This window comes from Curtobacterium sp. PhB146 (assembly GCF_004342995.1).
GTDB lineage: Bacteria > Actinomycetota > Actinomycetes > Actinomycetales > Microbacteriaceae > Curtobacterium.
In genome coordinates, this window is sequence record NZ_SMBN01000004.1 from 268,575 (window position 1) to 295,131 (window position 26,557).

General features: G+C 70.9%; 19 protein-coding genes and 1 pseudogene. 3 read left to right on the forward strand and 17 right to left on the reverse strand.

Translation table 11 applies throughout. From position 1 onward, the window contains the following. Positions 1-50: 50 nt before the first annotated feature. On the reverse strand, positions 51-1,898 hold the full coding sequence (gene lepA, locus EDF33_RS16125; RefSeq protein WP_123292544.1) for a translation elongation factor 4: 1,848 nt from the start codon (positions 1,896-1,898) through the stop codon (positions 51-53). Positions 1,899-2,165: 267 nt separating this feature from the next. Then, positions 2,166-3,332 (reverse strand): aminotransferase class I/II-fold pyridoxal phosphate-dependent enzyme, encoded by a 1,167-nt coding sequence (locus EDF33_RS16130; RefSeq protein ID WP_132100566.1) that lies wholly within the window; start codon positions 3,330-3,332, stop codon positions 2,166-2,168. 200 nt (positions 3,333-3,532) lie between these two features. On the opposite strand from EDF33_RS16130, the gene rpsT reads away from it, so the two are divergent. Beyond that, positions 3,533-3,793, forward strand: a complete 261-nt coding sequence (gene rpsT, locus EDF33_RS16135) for a 30S ribosomal protein S20 (protein ID WP_111085752.1) — start codon at positions 3,533-3,535, stop codon at positions 3,791-3,793. 228 nt (positions 3,794-4,021) lie between these two features. Here rpsT and holA read toward each other — a convergent pair whose 3' ends face one another. The 13 genes and pseudogenes from holA to EDF33_RS20590 form a co-directional block, all read right to left on the reverse strand. Further along, positions 4,022-5,041: a DNA polymerase III subunit delta gene (gene holA / locus EDF33_RS20580; protein WP_123292542.1), complete on the reverse strand. Its 1,020-nt coding sequence runs from the start codon at positions 5,039-5,041 to the stop codon at positions 4,022-4,024. A gap of 622 nt (positions 5,042-5,663) precedes the next feature. Next, positions 5,664-7,154 (reverse strand): annotated as a pseudogene (locus EDF33_RS20585) (ComEC/Rec2 family competence protein); the annotation flags it as partial. Positions 7,155-7,496: 342 nt separating this feature from the next. Next, positions 7,497-8,255 carry a helix-hairpin-helix domain-containing protein gene (locus EDF33_RS16150; RefSeq protein ID WP_165918843.1) on the reverse strand — a complete coding sequence of 253 codons (759 nt, stop codon included), beginning with the start codon at positions 8,253-8,255 and terminating at the stop codon, positions 7,497-7,499. 161 nt (positions 8,256-8,416) lie between these two features. Beyond that, positions 8,417-10,957, reverse strand: a complete 2,541-nt coding sequence (gene leuS, locus EDF33_RS16155) for a leucine--tRNA ligase (RefSeq protein WP_123938283.1) — start codon at positions 10,955-10,957, stop codon at positions 8,417-8,419. A gap of 50 nt (positions 10,958-11,007) precedes the next feature. Next, the gene (gene cydC / locus EDF33_RS16160) at positions 11,008-12,696 is read right to left on the reverse strand and encodes a thiol reductant ABC exporter subunit CydC (protein WP_132100569.1); all 1,689 of its coding nucleotides are present in this window, start codon (positions 12,694-12,696) and stop codon (positions 11,008-11,010) included. Continuing rightward, entirely contained in the window at positions 12,693-14,351 is a 1,659-nt protein-coding gene (gene cydD, locus EDF33_RS16165) for a thiol reductant ABC exporter subunit CydD (RefSeq protein ID WP_132100570.1), read from the reverse strand. Before cydD ends, cydC begins: the two co-directional genes overlap by 4 nt. Before the next feature lie 10 nt (positions 14,352-14,361). Beyond that, a complete protein-coding gene (gene cydB, locus EDF33_RS16170; RefSeq protein WP_123340389.1) occupies positions 14,362-15,366 on the reverse strand; it encodes a cytochrome d ubiquinol oxidase subunit II in 1,005 nt (334 codons plus the stop codon). Between the two features lies 1 nt (position 15,367). Then, positions 15,368-16,780: a cytochrome ubiquinol oxidase subunit I gene (locus EDF33_RS16175; RefSeq protein WP_123292497.1), complete on the reverse strand. Its 1,413-nt coding sequence runs from the start codon at positions 16,778-16,780 to the stop codon at positions 15,368-15,370. Between the two features lie 274 nt (positions 16,781-17,054). Continuing rightward, positions 17,055-17,975 (reverse strand): ABC transporter substrate-binding protein, encoded by a 921-nt coding sequence (locus EDF33_RS16180; RefSeq protein WP_123340387.1) that lies wholly within the window; start codon positions 17,973-17,975, stop codon positions 17,055-17,057. Next, positions 17,972-18,700: an ABC transporter permease gene (locus tag EDF33_RS16185; RefSeq protein ID WP_111085762.1), complete on the reverse strand. Its 729-nt coding sequence runs from the start codon at positions 18,698-18,700 to the stop codon at positions 17,972-17,974. The genes EDF33_RS16180 and EDF33_RS16185 overlap by 4 nt, the downstream gene beginning before the upstream one ends. Next, positions 18,697-19,413 carry an ABC transporter permease subunit gene (locus EDF33_RS16190; protein ID WP_123292494.1) on the reverse strand — a complete coding sequence of 239 codons (717 nt, stop codon included), beginning with the start codon at positions 19,411-19,413 and terminating at the stop codon, positions 18,697-18,699. The genes EDF33_RS16185 and EDF33_RS16190 overlap by 4 nt, the downstream gene beginning before the upstream one ends. Beyond that, positions 19,410-20,333 carry an ATP-binding cassette domain-containing protein gene (locus EDF33_RS16195; RefSeq protein WP_123292493.1) on the reverse strand — a complete coding sequence of 308 codons (924 nt, stop codon included), beginning with the start codon at positions 20,331-20,333 and terminating at the stop codon, positions 19,410-19,412. The genes EDF33_RS16190 and EDF33_RS16195 overlap by 4 nt, the downstream gene beginning before the upstream one ends. A gap of 215 nt (positions 20,334-20,548) precedes the next feature. Further along, entirely contained in the window at positions 20,549-21,196 is a 648-nt protein-coding gene (locus EDF33_RS20590) for a TetR/AcrR family transcriptional regulator (RefSeq protein WP_166673162.1), read from the reverse strand. 139 nt (positions 21,197-21,335) lie between these two features. Between EDF33_RS20590 and EDF33_RS16205 the strand changes: the two genes are divergently transcribed. Together EDF33_RS16205 and EDF33_RS16210 are read left to right on the forward strand one after the other, a co-directional pair. Beyond that, on the forward strand, positions 21,336-22,400 hold the full coding sequence (locus EDF33_RS16205; RefSeq protein WP_111085765.1) for a phosphatase domain-containing protein: 1,065 nt from the start codon (positions 21,336-21,338) through the stop codon (positions 22,398-22,400). Positions 22,401-22,497: 97 nt separating this feature from the next. Beyond that, positions 22,498-24,429, forward strand: coding sequence for a glycoside hydrolase family 15 protein (locus EDF33_RS16210; RefSeq protein ID WP_132100571.1), 1,932 nt, complete (start codon positions 22,498-22,500; stop codon positions 24,427-24,429). 102 nt (positions 24,430-24,531) lie between these two features. Here EDF33_RS16210 and EDF33_RS16215 read toward each other — a convergent pair whose 3' ends face one another. Both EDF33_RS16215 and EDF33_RS16220 read right to left on the reverse strand, forming a co-directional pair. Then, the gene (locus tag EDF33_RS16215) at positions 24,532-25,905 is read right to left on the reverse strand and encodes a glucose-6-phosphate dehydrogenase (RefSeq protein WP_123292491.1); all 1,374 of its coding nucleotides are present in this window, start codon (positions 25,903-25,905) and stop codon (positions 24,532-24,534) included. 233 nt (positions 25,906-26,138) lie between these two features. Beyond that, entirely contained in the window at positions 26,139-26,555 is a 417-nt protein-coding gene (locus EDF33_RS16220; RefSeq protein WP_111085768.1) for a cytochrome c oxidase subunit 4, read from the reverse strand. Positions 26,556-26,557 lie beyond the last annotated feature (2 nt).

A 26,557-nucleotide genomic window follows, 5' to 3' on the forward strand; every position in this document is an offset into this window, starting at 1 on the left:
CGCGTGCGGTGTCGCTCAGCGCGAAATGTCGGAACCCGGCGCGACGCGCGCTACTTCTTCTTCTCTTCCACGTCGCCGGAGAGCGCTGCGATGAAGGCTTCCTGCGGGACCTCGACCCGGCCGATGGTCTTCATGCGCTTCTTGCCCTCCTTCTGCTTCTCGAGGAGCTTGCGCTTGCGGGTGATGTCACCGCCGTAGCACTTCGCCAGGACGTCCTTGCGCATCGCGCGGATGCTCTCGCGGGCGATGATCCGCGCGCCGATGGCCGCCTGGATCGGGACCTCGAACTGTTGGCGCGGGATGAGCTTGCGCAGCCGCTCGGTCATCAGCGTGCCGTAGGCGTAGGCCTTGTCGCGGTGCACGATCGCGCTGAACGCGTCGACCTGGTCGCCCTGCAGCAGGATGTCGACCTTGACGAGGTCGGCCGCCTGGTCGCCGATGGGCTCGTAGTCGAGCGACGCGTAGCCCTGCGTCTTGCTCTTCAGCTGGTCGAAGAAGTCGAACACGATCTCGCCGAGGGGCATCTCGTAGCGGATCTCGACGCGGTCCTCGCCGAGGTACTCCATGCCGAGCAGCGAGCCGCGGCGCGACTGGCACAGCTCCATGATCGCGCCGACGTAGTCCTTCGGGGCGAGGATCGCCGCGCGGACCATGGGCTCGCGGACCTCGACGATGCGGCCGCCGGGGAACTCGGACGGGTTCGTGACCTCGGTCACGGAGTTGTCCTCGTTCGTGACCTCGTAGATCACGCTGGGCGCGGTCGTGATGAGGTCGAGGCCGAACTCGCGCGAGAGCCGCTCGGTGATGATCTCGAGGTGCAGCAGGCCGAGGAACCCGCAGCGGAAGCCGAAGCCGAGCGCCACGGAGGTCTCGGGCTCGTAGACCAGCGCCGCGTCGGAGAGCTTGAGCTTGTCGAGCGCGTCGCGGAGGTCCGGGTAGTCCGACCCGTCGATCGGGTACAGGCCCGAGAACACCATCGGCTTCGGGTCGGTGTAGCCGGGCAGGGCCTCGGTCGCGGGCTTCTGCGCGCTCGTGACGGTGTCGCCGACCTTGGACTGGCGGACGTCCTTCACGCCGGTGATGAGGTAGCCGACCTCGCCGACGGAGAGCCCCTTCGTCGGGATCGGCTCGGGGCTCGACACCCCGATCTCGAGGATCTCGTGCGTCGACTTGGTCGACATCATCTGGACCTTCTCGCGCGGCTTGATCGAGCCGTCGATCATCCGGATGTACGTGACCACGCCGCGGTAGCTGTCGTAGACCGAGTCGAAGATCATCGCGCGGGGCGCGGCCTCGACGTCGCCGACCGGTGCCGGCACACGCCGGACCACCAGGTCGAGGAGCTCGGGGACACCGACGCCGGTCTTGCCGGAGACGCGCAGGACGTCCTCCGGCTTGCCGCCGATGAGCTGCGCGAGCTCGGCCGCGTACTTCTCGGGTTCGGCTGCCGGCAGGTCGATCTTGTTGAGGACCGGGATGATCTCGAGGTCGTTCTCGAGCGCCAGGTACAGGTTCGCCAGCGTCTGCGCCTCGATGCCCTGGGCGGCGTCGACGAGCAGGATCGCGCCCTCGCACGCTGCCAGGGAACGCGAGACCTCGTACGAGAAGTCGACGTGCCCGGGGGTGTCGATCATGTTGAGCGCGAAGGTCTCACCGTCGAGCTCCCACGGCATGCGGACGGCCTGCGACTTGATCGTGATGCCGCGCTCGCGCTCGATGTCCATGCGGTCGAGGTACTGCGCGCGCATCGCGCGCTCCTCGACGACGCCGGTCATCTGCAGCATGCGGTCGGCCAGCGTGGACTTGCCGTGGTCGATGTGCGCGATGATGCAGAAGTTGCGGATCGCGCCGGCCGGGGTCGCGGCGGGCTCGAGCGGAGCGGATGCTTGTGGGCTCACGGTTCCTCAGGTGGGTCGGACGGTCGGCCCAGTCTCCCATGCTTGCGTGCCGGCGTCGCGCAGCGCGGCTCGCACGGTGCGAGGTCGGTGCGAGTTCGTGCGTGCGTCGCACCGTGCGACGCCGTTCGGTCGTGCGGTGTTCCCGATTCCGTGCGAGGGGCGGGACCTCGCACGGAATCCGGAACCGGGCACGGAACGCGACCAGACCTCGCACGGTGCGATGCGTGGCGGACGCGGGGCGGGCCTCCCGTCCGCACGCTCCGAGCGTCAGACGCCTGCGCGCACCGGGGCCGGCAGGGCTCCCAGGCCACGGCGGAGGTCGTCCGGCGTCGCCGCGAGGCAGACGCGGATCCAGCCCTCGCCGGTGCGGCCGAACGCGCTGCCGGGCGCGACCGCGACGGCCTCGCGCTGCAGGAGGCCGAGCGCCCACGCCGCGACGTCGCCGTCCGAGGCGTGCGACACGTCGACCCAGAGGTAGAAGGCGCCGCGCGGGTCGAGGTACCGGATGCCGGCGGCGTCGAGGACCTCCTTCGCGACCTCGAGGTTCGCCCGGTAGTGCTCGCGGGCGTCGCGGACCGCGGAGTGGTCCCCCACGATCGCCGCCAGCGCCGCGTACTGGTCGGGCTCGGCGACGCAGCTGATCATCGCCTCCTGCGTGGTGCGCATCGTCGGCCCGAGGCCCTTCGGCGTCACGAGGTACCCCACCCGGACCCCCGTCATCGCGTAGGTCTTGCTCAGCGAGAACGCGGAGAACACCCGGTCGTCCTCGTCGAGCGCAGCCAGGCTGACGTGGCGGGTGCCGTAGGTGAAGTACTCGTAGACCTCGTCGCTGATCACCCACAGGTCGTGCCGCTTCGCGAAGGAGAGCAGCGCGCGGAGGGTGTCCTCGCCGAACACCGAGCCGAGCGGGTTCGACGGCGAGTTCACCACGAGCACGCGCGTGCGCTCGGTGACGCTCGCCTCGAGTGCATCGAGGTCGGGTTCGAACCCGTGCTGCGGTTCGAGCCGGTACGGCACCGGCGTGGCCCCGAGGATGTGCGCGTTCATCGTGAAGGTCGTGTAACCAGGATCCGGCACCAGGACCTCGTCGCCGGGGCTCAGCGTCAGCGTCATCGCCTGGAACAGGGCCTGCGTCGCACCGATCGTCATCCAGATCTGTTCGAGGTCGGCCTCGATGCGGTTCTCGCGGCGGATCTTGTCGCGGATCGCCTCGCGCAGGGGTGCGATGCCGCCGTTCGGCGTGTAGTCGGTGCGGTCCTCGGTCCACGCGCGGCGGGCCGCGTCACCGATGTGCGGTGCCACGGGCACGTCCGGTTCGCCGATCACGAGCATCGTGACCGGGGTGCCGGCGGACTGCAGCAGCGCTGCCTGTTCGAAGACCCTCCGGATGCCGGAGGCGGGCACGGTGTCGATCCGAGGAGCGAGGGATGGCATGCCCGACACCGTATCCGGTGCGTGTTGCCGCGAGATCACGCCGATCCGGCGGTGTTTCGTGCTTTGGTGGCGGGCCGTTCGCCTGGTAATGTTGGTGGCTGGCTTGCGCGTTCCCCGCCCACGGGTGGAACGCGATGCGACCGAGGGCCCCTCTACCCCGCGGTCGCGCCCACCCGTACGAGACGAAGCAGGAGCTACACATGGCGAACATCAAGTCGCAGATCAAGCGCATCAAGACCAACCTCAAGGCCACCGAGCGCAACAAGGCCTACAAGTCGGAGCTGAAGACGTTCATCCGTCACACCAACGACGCTGTTGCCGCTGGCGACAAGGACAAGGCCGTTGCTGCCCTGGCCACCGCGTCGAAGAAGCTCGACAAGGCCGTGAGCAAGGGTGTCATCCACCGCAACCAGGCCGCGAACCGCAAGTCGGCCATCGCGAAGAAGGTTGCGTCGCTCTGATCTCCTGAGCGCTGCACGAAGGCCCCGCACCGAACGGTGTGGGGCCTTCGTCGTGTGCGGGGGTGTGTTGGGCGTCGGGGTGGCGTGGGGCGGCGTGGTGGCGGCGGCGGGCCGCACGCTTCGTGAGCAGAAATGGTCGGGTCGCCGGTCGGCACTCGACCATTTCTGCTCACCAAGTGCGCGGGTGTGGGCGCGCGAGCGCGCGACGACCGGGAGGCGCGGGTCGCCTCAGCGCGCCTCGCCGCGTCGGGCGATGGTGCGGACCATGACCTCGAGTGCGTAGTGCGCGTCGCGCGAGCCGCCCTTCACCGCGGTGTCCGCCTCAGCGATGCTCGTGATCGCGTTCGCGAGACCCGTCTCACTCCACGAGGCGACGTCACGCTGCGCGCGCTGCACCTGCCACGGGGCCATGCCGAGCGCCGACGCCGCCTGACCGCTCGGCCCGCGGAACGCGCTGACCTTCGCCATCGTGCGGATCTTGCTCGCGAACGCCGCGACGATCGGCACCGGTGCTTCGCCCGTCGCCAGCGCGTGCCGCAACTCGACGATCGCCGGAGCGGACCGTCCGGCCAGGGCGATGTCGGCCACCTTGAACGCGTTCGTCTCGACGCGACCGCCGTAGTACTTGTCGACGACCTTGTCGGTGATCTCCTGCGCTTCGTCCGCCAGGAGCTGGCGGCACGCGGCGGCGAGCTCAGCCAGGTCGTCCGCGAAGGCGACCACGAGGGTGCGGACCGCCGACGGCGCGATCTTTCGTCGAGCGGCGCGGAACTCGGCGTTCACGAAGTCGATGCGGTCGGTCTCGCGCTTGAGCTCGTCGCACAGGACCTCGACCCCACCGCCGACCCCGCTGCGGATCGTGTCGAGCAGCTTCTTGCCACGCACCCCGCCGCCGTGACGGAGCACCAGGGTGACGTCGTCGGCCGGGGCCTGCAGGTACGAGATGGTCTCGGTGATGAAGGCGTCGGTGCACTTCTCGACGTTGGTGACCCGCACGAGCCGCGGCTCGCCGAACAACGACGGGCTGGCGAGGGTCGCGAGCAGCCCGGGAGCGTACTGGTCGGCCTCGAGGTCGTGCACCTCGAGCGCCGGGTCCTCGCCCACGAGCAGGTCCTTGAGCACACTGCTGGCCCGGTCGGCCAGGAACGCCTCGGGCCCGGTGACGAGCACGACCGGGGCCGGCCGGATCCCCGACCAGGGGACTTGGTCGATCTTCGCTGCGGCGCGCGCGGGCTTCTTGGCGGGCATGCGGTCCTTCCGGTGGTGCCGACCCGGACGGTGCCGGTGCGACGAGTGCTCCGACGATCCTACGGGCGGCCACCGATGGCGTGCGCTCCGTCCACACCCGCAGGTCGTCGGCCGCCGCCCGACCCACCACGACGGTGCCGAGTTCGTCGGTCCGGTACGCGGCGGTCCCCGACGATGCGAGCATCGACAGCGCCGACCGTGTCGGGTGGCCGTACGTGTTGTCCGCGCCGACGCCGATGAGTCCGACGCGGGACGCGAGCTGCCGGTACAGCAGCGGGTCCTGGTCGGCCGAACCGTGGTGCGAGACCTTCACGACGTCGACGCGCCCGTCGGGGAGTGCACTGCCGGAGCGGACACGGCGCTGGGCGGTCTCCCCCAGGTCGCCGAGGAACACCCCGGACAGGCACGTGGGGCAGTCGTCGCCGGTCGGCGGCTCGGTCACGAGCACGATGCTCGCGTCGTTGCCGGCGTCCGGGCTGCCCGCCCGCGGCCACACCACGCGCCAACCGAGCGGCCCGAGCACACCGGACACCCGGTCGTCGGCCTGCCGGACGTCGACGCCGCCGCGCTGCAGGTCCTGCACGACGCGGCTGTCCGACGCACGGCCGACGGGTCCGACGAGCGCCGTGTCGACGATGCCCGCGACCTCGTCGACCGCCCCGACGTGGTCGCGGTCGAAGTGCGTGAGGACGAGCAGGTCGATCCGGCGGACCCCCAGCAGGTCGAGGCAGGCCCGGAGGCGGTCCGGGTCGTCACCGGTGTCGATCAGAGCCGTGCTGTCGCCGCCACGGACCAGCACGGCGTCACCCTGTCCGACGTCGCACGCCGCGACCGCCCAGTCGCGCGGGACGGTACCGCGCACGACCAGCACGGGAACCGCGACGGCGGCGACACCGACCACCACGACGACTCCCGCGACGAGCAGCAGACGGCTCCGCACCGTCGGAGTGCTCAGCACGGCGACCGCGAGGCACGTGCTGACGACCACGGCACCGACCACCCCGACGGTCCCACCCGGCCACGGCGCCGACGCGTACGGCAGGAGCGCTGCGCCGTGGGCGATGCCCCCGACCGCCGACGCGGGGGCCCAGGCGACGGCGGCCAGCACCGACCCACCCCACGGCCAGACCGGCGCGAGCAGACACGCACCGAGGCCGACGACGGTGACGATCGGTGCCAGGGGCTCGGCCAGCAGGTTCGCCGGCACCGCGTAGGTCGGCAGCGCCGCGGACAGCGGGATCGTCACGGGCCAGCAGGCGACCTGTGCTGCCACCGGCACGGCGAGGGCGGCGGCCGCCGGGGTCCACAGCCGTCGGGCGAGGAGCGTGGTGAGCGGTGGCCCGAGCACCAGGATGCCGCTCGTGGCGAGCACCGACAGCGCGAACCCGAACGACCGCGCGAACCAGGGGTCGACCACCAGCATGCCGATCGCGGCCAGGGCGATGAGGGGCACGCCGCGCACGGGGCGGCCGGACAGGTGCACGACCAGCACGACGACCGCCATCACCGTGGCCCGGACGATCGACGGGTCTGGCCGTACGAGCACCACGAACGCGAGCAGCACGGCGACGGCAGACGCCGCCCGGAGCCCCCGAGGCACCCCGCAGAGTCGCCCGACCACCACGACGAGGCCGACGATCACCGCGCAGTTCGCCCCGGACACCGCGGTCAGGTGGGTCAGCGCCGAGGTCTCCATCGCTGCCTCGGTCGCGGCGTCGAGACCGGACCGGTCGCCGATCGCCAGGCCGCGCAGGAGCGCAGCCCCGGGCTCGGGCAGGTCTGCCGTCGCACGGACGAAGGCCCGGCGCGCGGTGTCGGTGGCTCCGAGCAGTCCCCCGGGTGGCTCGGTGGCGGGCACACCCCGGAGGAACAGCACGAACGCGGTCGCGGAACCGGGGACGTCGGCCTCGAGCGTCCCGGAGCCGGTCACCCGCGTTCCCGCGGCAAGCACGCGGTCGTGATCGTCACCCGACGGCATGAGCGCACCGTCGCCCGGCGGGACGAGCCGGACCGGTACCCGGAGCGCACGCTCCGTGTCGGCACGCTCGAGCGTCGCGAGCACGGAGCGGTCGCCCGGGCCCAGGTCGCGCGACAGGACTGCGTCGAACGACATGGTGCCCGACCCGGAGGCGAGGGCGCCGAGCACCTCCGGCGTCCGTCGGGTCTCCCCCACGGTGACCGACACCGCGAGCAACGCGGTCAGCGCCGCCGCGACGAGCACCGGGCCGGCACCGGCGGTCACGGTGCGGCAGCGGCGGCCCGAGCAACGACGACCAGCGACGATCGCGCTCCCTCCGGCGAGCACGGCCAGTGCGGCCAGCACGGCGGCCACGATCCCGACCACTGGCGCCGCCGTCGGTCCCCCGACGAGCACGGTCGTCACGATCCAGGCGATCGCCACCGGCACCGCCACCCGCAGGTCCGTCGCACTGGGTCGCAGCTGCACGGGCACGGCTCAGACCCGCACGCGGTCACGCAGCTCAGCGAACCGGACGTCGCCGATGCCGCTGACGTCGAGCAGGTCCTCGACCGCGGTGAACCGGCCGTGTTCGTCGCGCCAGGCGAGGATCCGGCCAGCCAACCCCGGGCCGATGCCGGGCAGGGTCTCGAGCGCAGCCTGGTCGGCGCTGTTCAGGTCGACGACCGAGTCGGCGCCGGTTCCCGAGGCGCCCGCGGCACCCGTACTGCCGTCCCCGCTACTGCCCGCCGCGGCCGCACCGCCGTCGACCGGATCGAGCGCCGCTGGCACCTCGTCCTCGCCCACGCGCGGCACGTACAGCCGCTCGCCGTCGGTCAGGACCCGTGCCAGGTTGAGTCGGTCCAGGTCTGCGTCCGCCGTCGCGCCGCCGGCCCGCTCGATCGCGTCGGTGACCCGGCTCGACGGCGGCAGGCGCACCACGCCGTCGCGCTTGACCGCCCCGAGCACGTGCACCACCACACGCGCCGCACCAGACCCAGCGGTCGGCACCCCGGCGGTGGGCGCACCGGCGGTCGGCACGCCGGCAGCCGGAGGGCCGACAGTCGGCGCGCCGGCGGTGGGCGCACCACTGACGACGACCCCGCCCGCCCCTGCACCACCGCGGCCCGTCAGTGACCCGACCAGGACCACCACGAGCGCGACCGCCACGACGACCCCGGCCAGCAGCACCGCGGCCCGCGGCGACAGCACCAGTCGCGACCAGAGCACGCGTCCCGATGCGGGCGCGCCGTCCACTGACCGAGGGTCCGGTGACGAGGGCGACGACATGCCCCGAACGCTACGGAGCCCGGCCGATCGGCCGGGCTCCGGAGTGCTGGTCTGTGGACGGGTGCGTCGGACGCCCGCCCTGTGGACAGCCAGACGCCCACCCCGTGGACGGCCGCGCCGCCCGAGGACTACCCCTTGATGGCGATGTTCACGAGCTTCGGCGCCCGCACGATGACCTTCACGATCTCGCGGTCACCGATGTACCGCTGCACGTTCGCAGAAGCCCGCGCGAGTGCCTCGAGCTCGGACGGCTCGATCGACTTCGACACCTCGAACGAGTCGCGGACCTTGCCGTTGACCTGGACGACCGCGGTGAGGGTCTCCTGCACCAGCAGCGTCGGGTCGGCCTTCCGCCAACCGTGCAGCGCGACGGTGGCCTCGTACCCGAGCTGCTCCCACATCTCCTCGCCGGTGTACGGCGCGAACACGGCGAGGCCGAGCGTGACGGTCTCGACGGCTTCGCGCACGGCGGGGTCGGCGGCACCGGGGCCGCTGTCGATCGCCTTGCGCGTCACGTTGACCAGGTCCATGAGCCGCGCGATCACGACGTTGAACTTGAACGACTCCATCAGGCCCGGCGCATCGGCCAGGAACCGGTGCGTCACCTGGCGCAGGGCGCGGTCGCCCTCGGCCCAGACGACGTCGGGGGTCGACGTGACGTCGGTCGCCAGGCGGTAGGCGCGGGCCAGGAAGCGTGCCGAGGCGGACGGCGAGACGTCCTCCCAGTTGATGTCGTCCTCGGGCGGGCCGGCGAAGCCCATCACCAGGCGGATCGCGTCGACGCCGTTCGCGTCGAGCTCGTCGCCGAGCGAGACGCCGCCCTTGGACTTCGACATCTTCGAGCCGCCGGACAGCACCATGCCCTGGTTGAGCAGTGCCGAGAACGGCTCGGTGAAGTCGAGGTAACCGAGGTCGAAGAGCACCTTGGTGACGAAGCGCGCGTACAGCAGGTGCAGGATCGCGTGCTCGATCCCGCCGATGTACTGGTCGACCGGCGCCCACTTGCGGGCGACCGCGGGGTCGAACGCCTGGGTGTCGTCGTTCGCCGCCAGGAAGCGCAGGAAGTACCACGACGAGTCGACGAAGGTGTCCATCGTGTCGGTGTCACGGAGCGCGGGCGTGCCGTCGACGGGGTTCGGGACGTTGACCCAGTCGGTCGCTCCGCCGAGCGGCGAGGTGCCCTTGGGCTTGAGGTCGAGCCCCTCGGTGTCGGGCAGCCGCACCGGCAGCTGGTCGAGCGGCACGGGGTGCTCGCTGCCGTCGGCGCCGTGGATGATCGGGATCGGCGTGCCCCAGAAGCGCTGGCGCGAGATGAGCCAGTCGCGCAGGCGGTAGGTCTTGGCGGCGCGACCGGTCCCGCGCTCCTCGAGCAGGGAGATCGCGGCGGTGATCGCGTGCTGCTTCGACATGCCGTCGAGGGGGCCGGAGTTCATCATCCGGCCCTGACCCGTCAGCGCCTCGCCCGTGGTGGCGGGGTTGAGGTCGGGCAGCTCGGTGTCCTCGGTGATCACCGGGATCGCTCCGGTGACCGCGGCGTTGGTGTCGACGACGACCTTCACCGGCAGGTCGAACGCCCGGGCGAAGTCGAGGTCGCGCTGGTCGTGCGCCGGCACGGCCATGACCGCGCCGTGGCCGTAGTCGGCGAGCACGTAGTCGGCGGCCCAGATCGGCAGGCGCTCCCCCGTCAGCGGGTGGATCGCGAAACGGCCGAGCGGCACACCGGTCTTCGGGCGGTCCGCGTTCTGCCGGTCGATCTCCGACGTCTTCTGCGTGGCGACGAGGTAGGCATCGAAGTCCGCACGGACGGAGGACGACGCAGAAGCGACCAGCGACGCCGCCAGGTCCGAGTCCGGTGCAACGACCAGGAACGTCACGCCGTGGATCGTGTCGGGGCGCGTCGTGAACACCGTGACGGGCTCGTCACGGCCCTCGATGACGAAGTCGACGTCGGCGCCGACCGACCGGCCGATCCAGTTGCGCTGCTGCGCGATGACCTTGGCGGGCCACCGTCCCTCGAGCTGGTTGAGGTCGTCGAGCAGGCGGTCGGCGTACTCCGTGATCTTGAAGTACCACTGCGTGAGCTTCTTCTTGACGACGACGGCGCCGGAGCGGTCCGAGGTGCCGTCGGGCAGGACCTGCTCGTTCGCGAGCACGGTCTGGTCCACCGGGTCCCAGTTGACCCAGCTGTCCTTGCGGTACGCCAGGCCCTTCTCGTACATCTTCAGGAACAGCCACTGGTTCCACTTGTAGTACTCGGGGTCCGAGGTGTGGATCTCGGTGCTCCAGTCGAACGACGGCGCGTAGCGCTTGAAGGACGCCTTCTGCTGCGCGATGTTCGCGTAGGTCCAGTCCTTCGGGTCCACCCCGCGCTTGATCGCGGCGTTCTCGGCGGGCAGGCCGAAGGAGTCCCAGCCGATGGGGTGCAGGACGTTGAAGCCCTGCTGGCGCCAGTAGCGCGCCACGAAGTCGCCGAGGGCCCAGTTCTCGGCGTGCCCCATGTGGAGGTCGCCGGACGGGTACGGGAACATCTCGAGGATGTACTTGCGCGGACGCGTGTCGTCCAGGTCGGTGGTGAAGAGCCCGAGCTCTTCCCAGCGGGGCTGCCACTTCTCCTGGATACGACGGAAGTCGTAGGCGTTCGGGTCCTCGGCGTGCTGCTCGGTGGTCACGGACGTCAACGATACAAGCCGGGAGGCCCGTCCAGCGTCCGCCTGTCGGGTCATCCGACGAGCAGGCGGCCGGCGGCCATCCGCAGGGTGCGGTCGACCAGGTCCGCCCGGACCGGCACGTGCGACACGATCACGACCGTCCGGCCCGCTGCGCGGGCCGTCGTGACGAGGTCGTGCAGGACGGCGTCGCCGAGGTCCGGGTCGATGTCGGCCGTGGGTTCGTCGAGCACCAGCACCGGGAACGCGTGCAGGAGCGCACGTGCCAGGGCGAGCCGGTGCGCCTGTCCGCCGGAGACGAGGCCACCGCGCTCCCCCACCGAGGCATCGAGCCCGCCGCGACGTCCGACCCACTCGCCGAGGCCGACCCGGTCGAGCACGGCGAGCAGCTCGTCGTCGGTCGCGGTCTCGCGGGCGAACAGCAGGTTCTGTCGGACGGACTGGTCGAAGACGAACGGGTCCTGCTCGATGAGCCCGATGCGGGCACGGACGGCGTCGGGGTGCATGACCTTCGCGGAGACCCCGTCGAGCGTGTACGAGCCCTGGTGGTCGACGAACCGGACGAGCGCGTCGACGAGGGTGGACTTCCCCGCGCCGCTCGGTCCTTCGAGCACGACGACCTCGCCGGGGTGCAGGTCGAGCGAGACCCCGTCGACCGCCGGCGTCGTGGCTCCGGGCCACTGCACGGTCAGGTCGCGCACCGCCACGGTGACCGGACCGGACACCGTCAGTTCGGCCGGGTCGGCGTCCTGCTCGGGTTCGGGCACGATGCCCGCGGGCACCCGTGCCGGGACGACCTGCTCGACCCGCTCAGCGGCGGCGCGCACCCGGCGCAGCGTGAGGACGGCGAGCGGCACCCCGCCGACGACCTCGAACAGCGCGAGCGGCACGAACACGGTCAGCGCCCAGAGCGGTCCGTCGAGCGCCCCGGACACCACGGCGGGTGCACCGACGGCCAGGATCCCGATGACCGCCCCGCCGCCGACCAGCCCGACCAGGGCACCGACGAGCGCCTCGACCGTGCCACGGCGGCGCACCGCACGGGTGACGCCGGCGTCGAGACGAGCGATGTGCGCCAGCCGCTCGTCGAGGGTGCCGTAGGCCGCGAACACGTCGAGCGTCCGCACGGTGTCGAGCACGAGGTCGGCGACCCGACCACGGTCCGCCGCCGTCTCACGATCGGAGCGCTCGGCGATCGACCGCGTCACGACCGACCCGAGCAGCGCCGCGACCGCCAGGCCGAGCACGAGCACGACGGCGGCCGGCACCGACACGATCGCCACCGCGACGACGGACAGCAGGGCGACGACCCCGGCGGACACCAGCGGCCCGACGACGCGGATGGGCAGGTCCTGCAGCCGGTCGGTGTCGGTGACCAGGCGGGTCATCAGGTCGCCACGGCCGGTGCTGCCGAGCCCTGCCGGTGCGACCGAGGCGAGCCGCCGGTACATCTCGGTGCGCACCACCGCGAGCTGCCGGAAGGACGCGTCGTGCCCGGCGAGCCGGTCGACGTAGCGCAGCGCCGCACGCCCGAGTGCGAACGCCCGCACGCCGACCATCACGAGGGTCAGGTAGAGGATCGGCGGGTGCTCCGCGGCACGGGTGATGAGGTAGCCGCTCGCGGCGAGGAGCGCCACGGCGCAGACCGCACTGAGCGCGCCGGCGGCGACCGCCTTCGCCCAACCCGACCCGTGGGGCATCGCGAGGCGCAGGACCGACGCGCCACGAGCCTCCCGGCTCATGCGCGCACCCCCGTCCGGACGGTGACCGACCCACCGGTGCCGATGTCGACCCGGACGTCGGCCGCGGCCACGACCGCCGGTCGGTGGCTGGCGACCACGACGACCGCGCCGTCTGCCGCCAGGCCGCGGATCGCGGCGACGACGTGGGCCTCGGCCTCGGCGTCGAGCGCCGACGTCGGTTCGTCGAGCACGACCAACGGTGTGCCGGCACGGCGGGCGCGGTACAGCGCCCGTGCGACGGCGACGCGCTGCGCCTGGCCGCCGGACAGTCCGCTGCCGCCGGCACCGATCGGGAGGCCCGGGTCGACCCCCAGCCCCGCGTCGCGCAACGCGGTCTGGACGTCCACGGCGTCGGGGGTCGCGCTGAGCGCGACGTTCTCGGCGACGGTCCCGCGCACGAGGCGGGGTCGCTGGTCGGCCCAGGTCGTGCGCTCGGCAGCGGTCGTACCGGCGGCGCCCGGGACGACCACGGTGCCGTCGTGCGGCAGGACGCCGCGGAGTGCGGCGATGACGCTCGACTTGCCCGAGCCGCTCGGGCCGGCGAGCACGACGACGGTGCCGGGGTCGGCGTGCAGGTCGAGCGGGCCGATCACCACGTCGGGCCGGCGGACGGTCAGACCGTGCACGGCCAGCGCCGTGGCAGCCGGAGCGGTCGCCGCGGGGTCCGTGTCGTGGTGCGGCGCGGGCTCCGTGTCGTCGTCGAGGACGTCGAGGACCGCTGCCGATGCCTCGACGCCGTCCTGGGCGGCGTGGAAGTCCGCGCCGACCTGGCGGATGGGGGCGAACGCCTCGGGGGCGAGGACCAGGACGAACATCGCGGCGCCGAGCCCGAGCGAGCCGTCGACCAGCCGGATGCCGATCGACACCGCGACGAGGGCGACGGACAGGCTCGCGGCGAGCTCGAGCGCGAACCCGCTGACGAACGACAGCCGGAGCACCCCGAGCGTGCCGCGACGGTACTCGTCCGTGACGGCGCCGATGCGGCCGACCTGGCGCCGGGCGCGACCGAACACCTTGAGGGTGGCCAGGCCCTCGACGGCCTCGAGGAAGGCGCCGCCGAGCTTGGCGAGGGCGTCGGACTGCTTCCGCTGCAACGACTGGGTCGCGAGGCCGATCAGGATCATGAACACCGGGATCACCGGCAGCGCGAACAGGATGATCAACCCGCTCGTCAGGTCACCGAGGCCGATCGCGACCAGCAGCAGCGGTGTGGCGATCGCGGTGAGCGCGAGCTGCGGCAGGTAGCGACCGAAGTAGGCGTCGAGCGCGTCGAGGCCCGGCCCGAGGGTGGTGGCGAACCCCGCGCTCGACCGGCCCGCCAGCCAGGACGGACCCCGCTCGGCGGCGCGGGCGAGCACCGTGGTGCGCATCTCGCTCTTCACCTTCGCCGCGGCGCGGGCCGCCAGGTCGTCGGTCGCCCAGGCCGCCACGGCACGGAGCACGAACGCGCCGCCCAGCAGCGCGAGCGCCTGCCCGAAGGCGCTCGGGACACGGCCGTCCTGGACCGCGTCGATGCCGAGGGTCACGGCGGCGGCGATCCCCCACGCGATCGCGATGGTCGCGACCGTACGGAGGACGCCGGTGCCGGCGGCCGCGACGATGAAGCCGCGCGCCGTCCGCGACAGGCGCAGGAGTCGCGGGTCGAGCGGCTTCACCGTCGCCTGCCTAGTGCGCGGCCTGGGTGACCTGGGCCCGCGAGACACGCTTGCGGAACACCCAGTACGTCCAGGCCTGGTAAGCGAACACGAGGGGCACGAAGATCAGCGCCACCCAGCTCATCACCGTCAGCGTGTACGAACCGCTCGAGGCGTTGTACACGTTCAGGCTGTTCGCCGGGTCGTTGGTGGCGGGCATGACGTCCGGGAAGATCGCCGTGAACATGGCGAGCACGATCGCGGCGATGGTGACGGCCATGAGCGTGAACGCCCGGCCCTCCTTGCCCCAGGCGTTGCACAGCACGGCCAGGACGAGCGCGAGTGCCGCGACCACCGAGAGCACGAGCGAGGCAGGGGTCGCCCGGACGAACGCCATCCAGACCAGGAACGCGGCGCCGACGACGATCGTCAGGATGCCGGCCCGGGTCGCCAGGCGCTTCGCCCGCTCGCGGATCTCGCCCTCGGTCTTCAGCGCCACGAACACGACGCCGTGCGTGAAGAACACCAGCAGCGTCGCCACGCCGGTCAGGAGCGCGAACGGGTTGAGCAGGTCGAAGAGCGTGCCCGTGTAGTTGTGCCCCGAGTCCATCGGGATCCCGCGGACGACGTTGCCGAACGCGACGCCCCAGAGGAACGACGGCAGGGCGGACCCGACGATGATCATCAGGTCGAAGCGCCGCTTCCACTCGAGGTGCTTGTTCTGGTGGCGGTACTCGAACGAGACACCGCGCAGGATCAGCGCCGCGAGGATGAGCAGCAGCGCCAGGTAGAACCCGGAGAACATCGTGGCGTACCACTCGGGGAACGCCGCGAACAAGCAGGCACCGGCGACGATGACCCAGGTCTCGTTGAGGTCCCAGACCGGGCCGATCGTGTTGATGAGCACTCGACGGTCGGTGTCGTCCTTGCCCAGGAAGGGCAGGGACATGCCGACCCCGAAGTCGAAGCCGTCGAGGACGAAGTAGCCGACGAAGAACACGCCGACGATCGCGAACCAGAGGACAGGCAGATCCATCTCAGTACACCGTCACTTCGTGCTTGACCTCGCCGGTCTCCTCGTCGACCTCTGCCGGAGCGGCAGGGCCCTCTTGCGCGACCTTCTTGATGAGCTTGAACTCGACCACCGCCAGCGAGCCGTAGATCACGGTGAACACGACGAGCGAGATGAGGACCTCGAGCCCGGTCACGTTCGGCGAGACGCCGTCGCTGGTCTTGAGCAACCCGAACACGAGCCACGGCTGGCGACCCATCTCGGTGAAGATCCAGCCGACGATCATCGCGGCCATCGGGAGCGGGACGGTCCAGGTGGCGACGCGCCAGATCCAGCGCTTCGTCGGGAACCGGCCCTTGCGGGTCAGCCAGAGGCCGGCGAGCGACACCATGACCGCACCGACGCCGAGCGCGATCATCCAGCGGAACGACCAGTAGGTGACCCAGATGATCGGCTTGTAGTCGCCGGGCCCGTACACCTGGGTGTACTGCGCCTGCAGGTCGTTGATGCCCTCGACCGTGCCGTTGAAGGTGTGCGTGGACAGGAACGACAGCAGGTAGGGCACCCGGATCGAGAACAGTTCGTGCACGCCGTCGGGGGTGCCGAGCGTGAAGATCGAGAACGAGGCGTCCTTGCCGGTCGCCGTGTTGTAGAGCGCTTCGGCCGCGGCCATCTTCATCGGCTGGGTGTCGACCATGGTCAGGCCGAGCTGGTCGCCGGTGAGCACCGTCAGGGCCCCCGCAGCCACCATGGTCCACATGCCGAACTTGAGCGCCGGCATCATCGTCTCGAGGTTCTGGTTCCGCGCCAGGTGGTAGGCGGCGACCGAGATGATCACTGCTGCGGCGACCATGAAGCAGGCGAACAACGTGTGCGGGAAGGCGGCGAGGGCGACCTTGTTGCCGAGGACCGCCCAGATGTCGGTGAGCTCCGCGCGGCCCTTGGCCTCGTTCATCGAGAAGCCGACCGGGTGCTGCATGAACGCGTTCGCGGCGATGATGAAGTACGCCGACATGATCGTGCCGGCGCTGACGCACCAGATGCTCGCCAGGTGCAGTCCCTTCGGCAAGCGGTCCCAGCCGAAGATCCAGACGCCGATGAACGCGGCTTCGAAGAAGAAGGCCAGGATCCCCTCGAGCGCGAGCGGGGCGCCGAAGACGTCACCGACGAAGCGCGAGTAGTTCGACCAGTTCATGCCGAACTGGAACTCCTGCACGATGCCCGTCACGACGCCCATCGCGAAGTTGATCAGGAAGATGCGTCCGAAGAACCGGGTCAGCTGCAGGTAGTGCGCGCGACCGGTCCGGTACCAGGCGGTCTGGAACACGGCCACCACGGCGGCCATGCCGATCGTCAGCGGGACGAAGAGGAAGTGGTAGATGGTCGTCAGACCGAACTGCCACCGCGACAGGATGAGCGGGTCGAGGAGGTCGGTCATGCGGCACTTCCCAGTCGGGTCGCCGCGCGCAGTCGGTGCACGTCAGTGTCTTCCTGTGGAACGGATACATCAGATGTCACAGCCGTTGGGACTCTTCAACGGTACCGCGTCACCACCGACTTCGACAACTTGTAGAAATGTTCCGTGCACGAACGTGCAAGGGTGTTGCACGGCACAACCGTGCGGCACGGATGTGCCGGTTCCCGCTCCGCCGAACGACGACAGGCGCCGGGCAGTTGCCCGACGCCTGTCGTCTAACGCACGAGCACTGTTGTTACAGCAGGCCCTCGTCGGTCAGGAACTCCTTGGCGATGGTGGACGCCTTCTCCTTGTCCGCCGTGCTCTTGGTGTTGAGCTCGATCAGGGCCTCGGGCGTCAGCTTCTCGTTGACCGAGTCGATCGCGTCCGCGGCCTTGTCGTTCACCTTGTCGGAGACGACGGGGATGACGTTCTGCGGCAGGATCAGGTTCTCCGGGTCCTCGAGCGTGACGAAGTCGTTCGCCTTGATGCTCGGGTCGGCGCTGTAGATGTCGGCGAGCTGGACGGTGCCGTCCTTCAGCGCCTTGACCGTCAGGGCTCCGCCGGAGTCCTCGACCGCCTTGAAGTCGACGTCGACGCCGTAGACCGACTTCAGGCCCTTCGGACCGTACGGACGGGTCTGGAACTCGGAGTTCGCGCCGACGGTGAGCTTCGACGTGACGTCCTTCAGGTCGGCCAGGCTCGTCACGTCGTTGTCCTCGGAGAACTTCTTCGTGACGGTGTAGCTGTCCTGGTCGGTCGCCTCGGCCTCGTCGAGGACCCGGAGGCCCTTCGGCAGCGCCGTCTCGAGGCCGTCGTCGATCTGGTCGGCGGTCTTCGCCGTGGAGTCCTTGTCGAAGTACTGCAGCAGGTTGCCGCTGTACTCGGGCATGACGTCGATCGCGCCCTTCTCGAGCTGCGGGATGTAGACCTCGCGCTGCCCGATGTTGAAGTTGCGCTTGACCTCGAAGCCGTTCTTCTCGAGGACCTGTGCGTACAGCTCGGCGATGATCTCGTTCGAGTAGTACTGCTGCGAGCCGACGACGATCGTCTTCGAGTCGGACGACGCGCTGGAGCCGCTGTCGAGCGGGTCGCTCGACGCGCAGCCGGTCAGGGCGGCGGCGACGCCCAGTGCGAGCGCTGCTGCGACGCCCGCACGGATCTTTGCTGTGATCACGATGGATTTCCTTCCGGGATGGGATTGCGGGCTCGCTCGCGCGATCCCTGGCGCTGCCGGGCCGACGGGTCGGCGGTGCCCTTGGGCACCGACGCCCGCTGCAGCACGGCGAACACGATCTCGAACGCGATCGCGAGTGCGATCACGAGGATGGAGGCGCCGAGCATCTCGGCGTAGTCCTGGGTCTTCAGACCGAGGAAGAAGTAGCCGCCGAGGCCGCCGGCGCCGACGTACGCGGCGAGCGTCGCCGTGGCCACGACCTGCAGCACGGCTGCGCGGAAGCCGCCGATCAGCAGGGGCAGGCCGAGCGGGACCTCGACCTTCCACAGGATCTGCCAGCCCGTCATGCCCTGGGCCTTGGCGGCGTCGACGGTCACGGGTTCGACCGACTCGATGCCCGAGTACGCACCAGCCAGCACCGAGGGGATGGCGAGCACGACGAGCGCCAGGAGCGGAGCCTGCAGGCCGATGCCGAGCAGGAGTCCGAACAGGGAGAGCACGCCGAGCGTCGGCAGTGCGCGGATCCCGCCGGACACGGCGATCGAGAAGCCCCGTGCGCGGCGCGTGTGGCCGATGGCGTACCCGATCGGCACGGCGATCACCGAGGCGATCACCACGGCGAGCAGCGTGATCCAGATGTGCTCCCAGAGGCGGCCGGGGATCGCGTTGTACCCGGAGTAGTTGGTGGGGTCGAAGACCCAGGCGAAGGCCTGTCCGATGATCACGAGGCGACCTCCGCTGCTTGCAGGACACGGCGGGTCCGGCGGCGCGACACCGAGGTCGTCCGGGTCCACGGCATGACGATCCGGCCGAGCAGCACCAGGATCCCGTCGAGCACGAACGCCAGGACGAGGACCATGACGATGCCGGAGATGATCTCCTCGTAGATCCCGCGCCCGAGGCCGTCCGTGAACAGCGACCCGAGGCTCTGGATGCCGAGGACGGCGCCGACGGTGGTCAGCGAGATCGTGGACACCGAGACCACCCGCAGCCCGGCGAGCAGCACCGGCCCGGCCAGCGGCAGTTCGACGCGGAAGAACCGCTGCGCCGACGAGTACCCCATCGCGGTCGAGGCCGACTTCGTCCCCGAGTCCACCGAGGTGAGCCCGTCGACGGTCGACCGGACCATGAGCGCGAGGCCGTACAGGGTCAACCCGATCACGACGTTGACCGGGCTCTGCAGCCCGGTGCCGATGATGCCCGGCAGCGCCACGAACAGCGCCAGGGACGGGATCGCGTAGAGCAGCCCGGCGAACGTCACGATGCCGCTGCCGACACCCGAGGCGAACCGCGATCCACCGGGGCGCTGGAGGCGGACGACGAGCCAGCCGATGGGGATGGACAGCAGGAACGCGATGATGATCGGCGGGATGGCGATGGCCAGGTGCGCGACCGTGGCGTCACGGATCGTGTCCAGGTTCGCGAGGACCCACTTCACCGCGTGCCCTCACCCTGCGCCGGAGCACCCGGGGCGTCGAGCGACGCTCCGGCCTGGTTCGATGCGGGGTCGGCCTGCACCGCTGCGGCGGCGTCGACGACGTTGACCGGTCCGGTGAGGACACCGGCTGCACGCCCGTCGCCGTCCACGACGATGGGGCCCGTGGGGGTGTGCTCGACGCGCAGCGACCGACGCCCACGGCCGACACCGATGAAGTTCGCGACGAAGTCGTCCGCCGGCTCGGCCAGGATCTCGGACGGCGTGCCCTGCTGGGCGATCTCGCCGCCCTTCTTCAGGATGACGACCTGGTCGCCGAGCTTGAACGCCTCGTCGATGTCGTGCGTCACGAACACGACGGTCTTGCCGAGTTCACGCTGCAGGCGGATGAGCTCGTCCTGCAGGTCGTTGCGGACCAGCGGGTCGACGGCGCCGAAGGGCTCGTCCATGAGCAGGATGTTCGGGTCCACGGCCAGGCCACGGGCCACACCGACGCGCTGCTGCTGCCCGCCGGACAGCTGGGACGGGTACCGGTCGGCGAACGCCCGGTCGAGTCCCACGGTGTCCATGAGCTCGAGCGCACGCGTGCGGGCGTCGGCCTTCGACACCCCGGTGAGCAGGGGCACGGTCGCGATGTTGTCGACGACCTTGCGGTGCGGCAGCAGACCGGAGTTCTGCATGACGTACCCGATGCTCCGCCGGAGCTTCACGGGGTCGACGCCGGAGACGTCGGATCCGTCGATCTGCACGGAACCCGAGGTGGGGTCGACCATGCGGTTGATCATCCGGAGCAGCGTCGTCTTGCCGCAGCCGCTGGAGCCGACGAAGACGGTCGTGGTCCGGGACGGGATCACGAGGTCGAAGTCGTCGACCGCGGTGGTGCCGTCCGGGTAGGTCTTTCGTACCGAGCGGAACTCGATCATGGGTGCCCTTCTGTTCGGAGGTAGCCCGACTCCGGATGAGAGTACCCGTCGGGTCCGACAGCGGTTCACCCGTTCCGGCACGCGGCGCGTCCCGGACAGGTGCGCACCGCCGTGGACCGGACCGAGCGCACGACGGAACCAGCGCGGACGACGACGCCCGCGCCTCCTGTTCGGAAGCACGGGCGTCGTCGGATGGGTGCGGGACCCCGCGGCGGTCAGCCGGCGGCGACCACGGACTCCATGTGGGCACGGCTCATCGTGCGGTACTCGGCGATGAGCGCCGAGTCGGGGTGCTCGCGGTCGCGGTGCGCCCGCGCCAGCACGGCGTGGCCGGACTCGGCCAGCACGACCCAGGCACGTGCGATGCGCTCGTTGTCGGGCAGCCCGAACCGGTCGCGCATGATCTGCCCGACGGCGGCGCCGAGCGCTCCCATGCGGTCCTCGGCGTCACCGGTGCCGGTGTCCGCGGTGTCGCCGAAGCGGATCGCGCGGAAGCCGGGCTCGGTGCGGTACAGCTCGGCGGTCTCGTCGATCAGCGCGTCGCAGGCCTGCTGCCAGGTCTCCGCGCCGCTCGCGTCGAGCGCCGCGACGAAGCGCGCGGCCAGCCGCTGCGTGCAGCGGATGGCGAGCGCGTCGACCACGGCGATGCGGTCCGGGAAGTAGCGGTAGACGGTGCCGATGGACGCTCCGGCCCGCTCGGCGACCATCGCGGTCGTGAGTCGCTCGAACCCGATCTCGTCGATCACCGCGGCAGCAGCGTCGAGCAGACCCGCGAGGCGCGCCGAACTGCGGGCTTGGACCGGCTCGTTCCTGAGCAGTGATGATCCCCCCGGCAGAGCGTTCGTTACCTCGGTGACGAGCACGTGTTCTCCTCTTGCGCTCCAGCGCGGTTCGTTGGTGTGACGAGGACGATTTTCGCAGAGACCGGCTGGAACATGGCTGCGACTCACCACAGGTGCCGCGGGACGTGGACTTCCGGGTCCTGCATGGGATGATGGGGCGATGCCCGACCCGACGCCCCACGAGCCGTCGTTGGCCGAGCCGCTCCTGCACCGCGCGGCCCGCATCGAGGACGCCGTCCAGGAGTTCCGCGAGCACCGCGCCCGAAGCCGTGGCCTGGTCCCGACCGTCGTCCCCTACACCGGCTACGGCGCTCCCGGATGGGTCCGCATCCTCTGCCGCGTGCTGCTGACCCGCCGTGGCCTCGCCTCCGACGTCTCGTACGCCGGTGTCCGCGGGTGGAAGAGCTTCACGAGCGTCGCGGTCGACCACGCCGAGGTCACCGTCACCGCCGGTGGGGTCTCGCACGTCGTCGAGACCGACCGTGGCGGGGTCGTCGACACCATCGTGCCGATCGACCTCGAGCCGGGCTGGCGCACCGTCCGGTTGTCGGCCGGCGGCGGGCGCGACGTCGAGGCCGACGTGTTCGTCGTGCACCCCGACACCCGCTTCGGGCTGCTGTCCGACATCGACGACACCGTCATGGTGACCTCGCTCCCCCGTCCGATGCTGGCGGCGTGGAACTCCTTCGTCCTCACCGAACACGCCCGCCGCCCCGTGCCGGGCATGTCCGTGCTGTACGAACGCGTGCAGGCGCAGCACCCCGGCTCCCCGACCGTGTACCTGTCCACCGGTGCCTGGAACGTCGCGCCGACCCTGCAGCGCTTCCTGACCCGCAACATGTACCCGTCCGGCACGCTCCTGCTCACCGACTGGGGCCCCACGCACGACCGCTTCTTCCGGAGCGGGCAGCTGCACAAGCAGCAGAACCTGCGGCGCCTGGCGAAGGACTTCCCGGACGTGCAGTGGCTGCTCGTCGGCGACGACGGCCAGCACGACGAGTCGCTGTACGGCGAGTTCGCCCGCGAGCACCCGGAGAACGTCGCGGGCGTCGCCATCCGGCAGCTGTCCACGAGCGAGGCGGTCCTGGCCGGCGGACGCTCCCGGGCGCAGGAACGCTCCCGCGACACCTCGGCGCCGTGGGTCTACGCACCGGACGGTGCCGGGCTCTGGTCCGAACTCGCGCGGGTCGGGCTCGCCGAGGCGGACGCCTCCGACCCGGCCTGAGCGAGGCTTCAGGCACACCGACGGCACACGGCCGCCAGACGGCCGGCGGCCCGTCCGCGCGGCCACGACGCTCGGCCTCCGGGTGTTCGATCGGGGCATGAGCACCGACACGGACCGGACCGCCGACACCGAGCGAGCACCCGCGCCCCCCGCGACTCCCCCGAACCTGATCGAGGACCACGCCGTCATCGGCGACACCTCGACCGCCGCACTCGTCGGCCGCGACGGCACGATCGACTGGGCGTGCCTGCCGCGGTTCGACAGCGCCGCCACGTTCGCCTCGCTGCTCGGCACCGAGGACCACGGGCACTGGACGCTCCGACCGACCGACCCCGCGGCGACGGCGCACCGGAAGTACCACGGCGACACACTCGTCCTGTCGACGGTGTGGACCACGGCGGACGGTGCCGTCGAGGTGACCGAGTTCATGCCCGTCGGCGCGCACCGCCCGTCCATCGTCCGGCGTGTCCGCGGATTGAGCGGCACGGTCGAGGTGCAGCAGACCCTGCGGATCCGGTTCGACTACGCCCTCGCGCTGCCGTGGGTGCGCCAGATCGGCGGCGACGATGACCCGGCACTGCTCGCCACCGCCGGCCCCGGGTCGGTCATCGTGCGCGGCCCGCGCTTCCGGGCCTCGGACCACCGGCACACGGCCACCACGACGATCCACGACGGTGACGTGCTCGACACCGTCCTCACCTGGTACCCCTCGCACCGCGAGCCCCCGGAACCCGTCGACGTCGACGCCGAACTCCACCGCACCGTGACGTGGTGGACCGACTGGATGGCGACGGCACGCACCGAGGGACGCTACGCCGACGCCGCCCGCCGCTCGCTCTTGCTGCTCCGCGCGATGACCCACGGCGAGACCGGCGGGGTGGTGGCCGCCGTGACCACGAGCCTGCCGGAGGACCCGGGCGGCGAACGCAACTGGGACTACCGCTACGTCTGGCTCCGCGACGCCTCCCTCGCCCTCGCCTCGCTCATCGCGCACGGCTACCGCGACGAGGCGGCGCACTGGCGCGGCTGGTTGCTCCGCGCCATCGCCGGCGACCCCGCCGACGTGCAGATCATGTACGGCATCGCCGGGGAGCGCGAACTGCCGGAACGGGAGCTCCCGCACCTGCCCGGGTACGCCGGCTCGACGCCCGTCCGGGTCGGCAACGGCGCGTACACGCAGTACCAGGGCGACGTGTTCGGCGAGGTCCTGGCCGCCCTGCACGACGCCCGCGAGCTCGGGGTCGAGGAGAACGCCGACTCGTGGGCCCTGCAGCGCGCCCTGCTCGGCTACGTCGAGGAGCACTGGCAGGAGCCCGACAACGGCATCTGGGAGATGCGCGGCCCGCGACGGCACTTCACGCACTCGCGCGCGATGATCTGGGCCGCGTTCGACCGTGGGGTCGCCGCGGTCGAGGAGTTCGGTCTCGAAGGGCCCGTGGACCGCTGGCGCACCCTGCGCGACCAGGTCCGGGCCGAGATCGAGGAGCACGGCTGGAACGCTGCACGCGGCAGCTACCGGCAGCACTACGACACCGACGAGGTCGACGCGAGCCTGCTCGTCCTGCCGCAGATCGGCTACGTCTCCGCCCACGACGCCCGCATGACCGGCACCGTCGCCGCCATCGAGCAGGACCTGTCCACCGGCTCCGACGGTCTCGTGCTGCGGTACCGGACGTCGTCGGGGTTCGACGGGCTCGCCGGCGCGGAGCACCCGTTCCTGGCGTGCTCGTTCTGGCTGGTCGAGCAGTACGCGGCATCGGGCCGGATCGACGACGCCGAGCGCCTCATGGACGTGCTCGTCGGGTACGCGAACGACGTCGGCATGCTCTCCGAGGAGATCGACGTCGCCACCGGACACCACGTCGGCAACACCCCGCAGGTGCTGTCGCACCTGACGCTCGTGTCCGCGTCGGACGCGATCGCGCGGGCGCGGGGCGCGTCGACCGGGCACCGCACGCGGCTGCCCGTGCACGACGGCGGCACCCGCTCGTGGACCGGCGAGGGCGAGCGGGCGGGCACCCCCGCCTGATGCGGTGGTGCTGACCACGAAACGGACGGGAGGCACGGTGCCAGCTGGCACCGTGCCTCCCGTCCGCAGTTCCGCCCGTTCAGGGCGCGACGGTCACGTCCGTCAGGACGACGACTCCCAGTCCGCCGGGCCGCGCGAACCGGCGCGGTACTCCTCGAGCGGAACCTCGTCGGCCTTCCAGGCCTTGACGACCGGCTCGACGATCTCCCAGCAGCGCTCGGCCACGTCGCCGCGGATCGAGAGCAACGGGTCGTCGTGGAAGATGCCGTTCAGGACCTCGCCGTACGGGGTCAGCTCGCCGTCGCTGAACGACGACGACAGGGTGACCTGGCCCATCTCGAACGGGTTGCCACCGCCGTTGGCCGACACGGTCAGCTCGATCTCGTCCGGGTTCAGGACGATGCGGAGCGTGTCCGCCTTCGGGCGACCGCTCAGGCCGGAGGGCAGGCGCGTGACCGGCTTGAAGGTGATCAGGACCTCTTTCCGGCTGTTGCCGAGTGCCTTGCCGGACCGCAGCGTGAACGGGACGCCCTTCCAGCGGGCCGTGTCGACCTCGACCGAGATCTCGGCGAGCGTCTCGGTGCTCCGCGACTTGTCGACGCCGTCCTCGTCCTGGTACGACGGCAGCTCCTTGCCGTCGATCGTGCCGGCCGTGTAGACGGCGCGGCGCGACGCGATCTTCGCGTCGTCGCCCTTGAGCCGCGTCGAACGGAGCACCCGGGCCAGGGACGAGCGGAACTCGACCGCGTCGATGTCCGCCGGGGCGTCCATCGTCACGATGCCGAGGATCTGCAGCAGGTGCGACTGGATCATGTCGACCATCGCGCCGGCCTCGTCGTAGTACTGGGCGCGGTTCTCGAGACCGAGGGTCTCGTCGTAGAAGACGTCGACCTTCTCGATGTTGTCCGCGTTCCAGATCGGCTCGAACAGGCGGTTCGCGAAGCGCAGACCGATGATGTTCAGGACCGTGGTGCGTCCGAGGAAGTGGTCGGTGCGGTGCACGCGCTCTTCCGGGACCAGCTTCAGCACGGTCTCGTTGAGGGCCTGGGCGCTCGCGACGTCGGTGCCGAACGGCTTCTCGAAGGCGAGGGTGGTGCCGGCGGGGAGCTCGACCTGCTGCAGTGCCTCGCAGATGTCGGAGGCGATCTGCGGGGGCAGGGCGAAGTAGAGGATCGGTTCGGCCTCGGCCGCGTCGAGCAGTGCCGTGAGGTGCTCCGGGTCGGTGGGGTCGCCCTGGATGAACTGGGTCGACGCGAGCGTCGCGTCGACCTCGGGTCCCTTGACGTCCTGCGACGCGAAGGACTTCGTGACGATGTCCTTCCACTGCTCCTCGCTGCGGGCGCTGCGGCCTGTGCCGATGAGCTGGACGGGAACCGCTCGACCGCTCTGCAGGAACGTGCCGAGGCCCGGCAGCAGCAGGCGGGAGGCGAGGTCGCCCGTCGCGCCGAAGATGATGAGGGTGCGCTTGTCGGTCACCTGAGGTGACTCCTTTCGCTGTGGTGGGAGGTCCGCTCCAGTCAAGCCGCGGGCGGGCCCGTTTGTTCCGGATCGGGGACCGGAGATCGTGGGGCGCTGGGGTGTGCAGCGCCGGGTCGTGCGCTGCGTTGGCAGCTCCTGGTCGTGTGCTGTGGTCGTGCAGCGCCTGGACGCACTTCGGGCGGCACCGGATGTGGTGCCGCCCGAAGTGTCAGGTGCGTTGCAGCGTCAGGTCAGTGCCCGAAGTTGCCGCGGTAGTACTCGTAGACCCAGCCGACCAGGGTGACCGCCACCAGGGCGAGTCCGATCGGGACGATCCACAGCCCGGCTGCGACACCGAGGAAGCAGACGGCGACCGCTGCTGCCAGCAGGATGGGCCACCACGACCACGGGCTGAAGTGCCCGAGCTCGGCGTCGCCGTCCTCGATGTTGGCGTCGGGGCGGTCCTCGGGCAGCACGCCGCCCTGGGACGCCATGACCTTGCCGAGGTAGAAGGCGATGAACGCGGACATGATGCCGGTCAGGCCGATGGCCACGGTGCCGACCCACTCCGGGTGACCGTAGTAGAGCAGCGCCCAGATCGTGTACGCGGCGTCCGCGAGGATGAAGAACCCGAAGAGGATCCAGAACAGGTTGGTGTTCGCGCGCATCG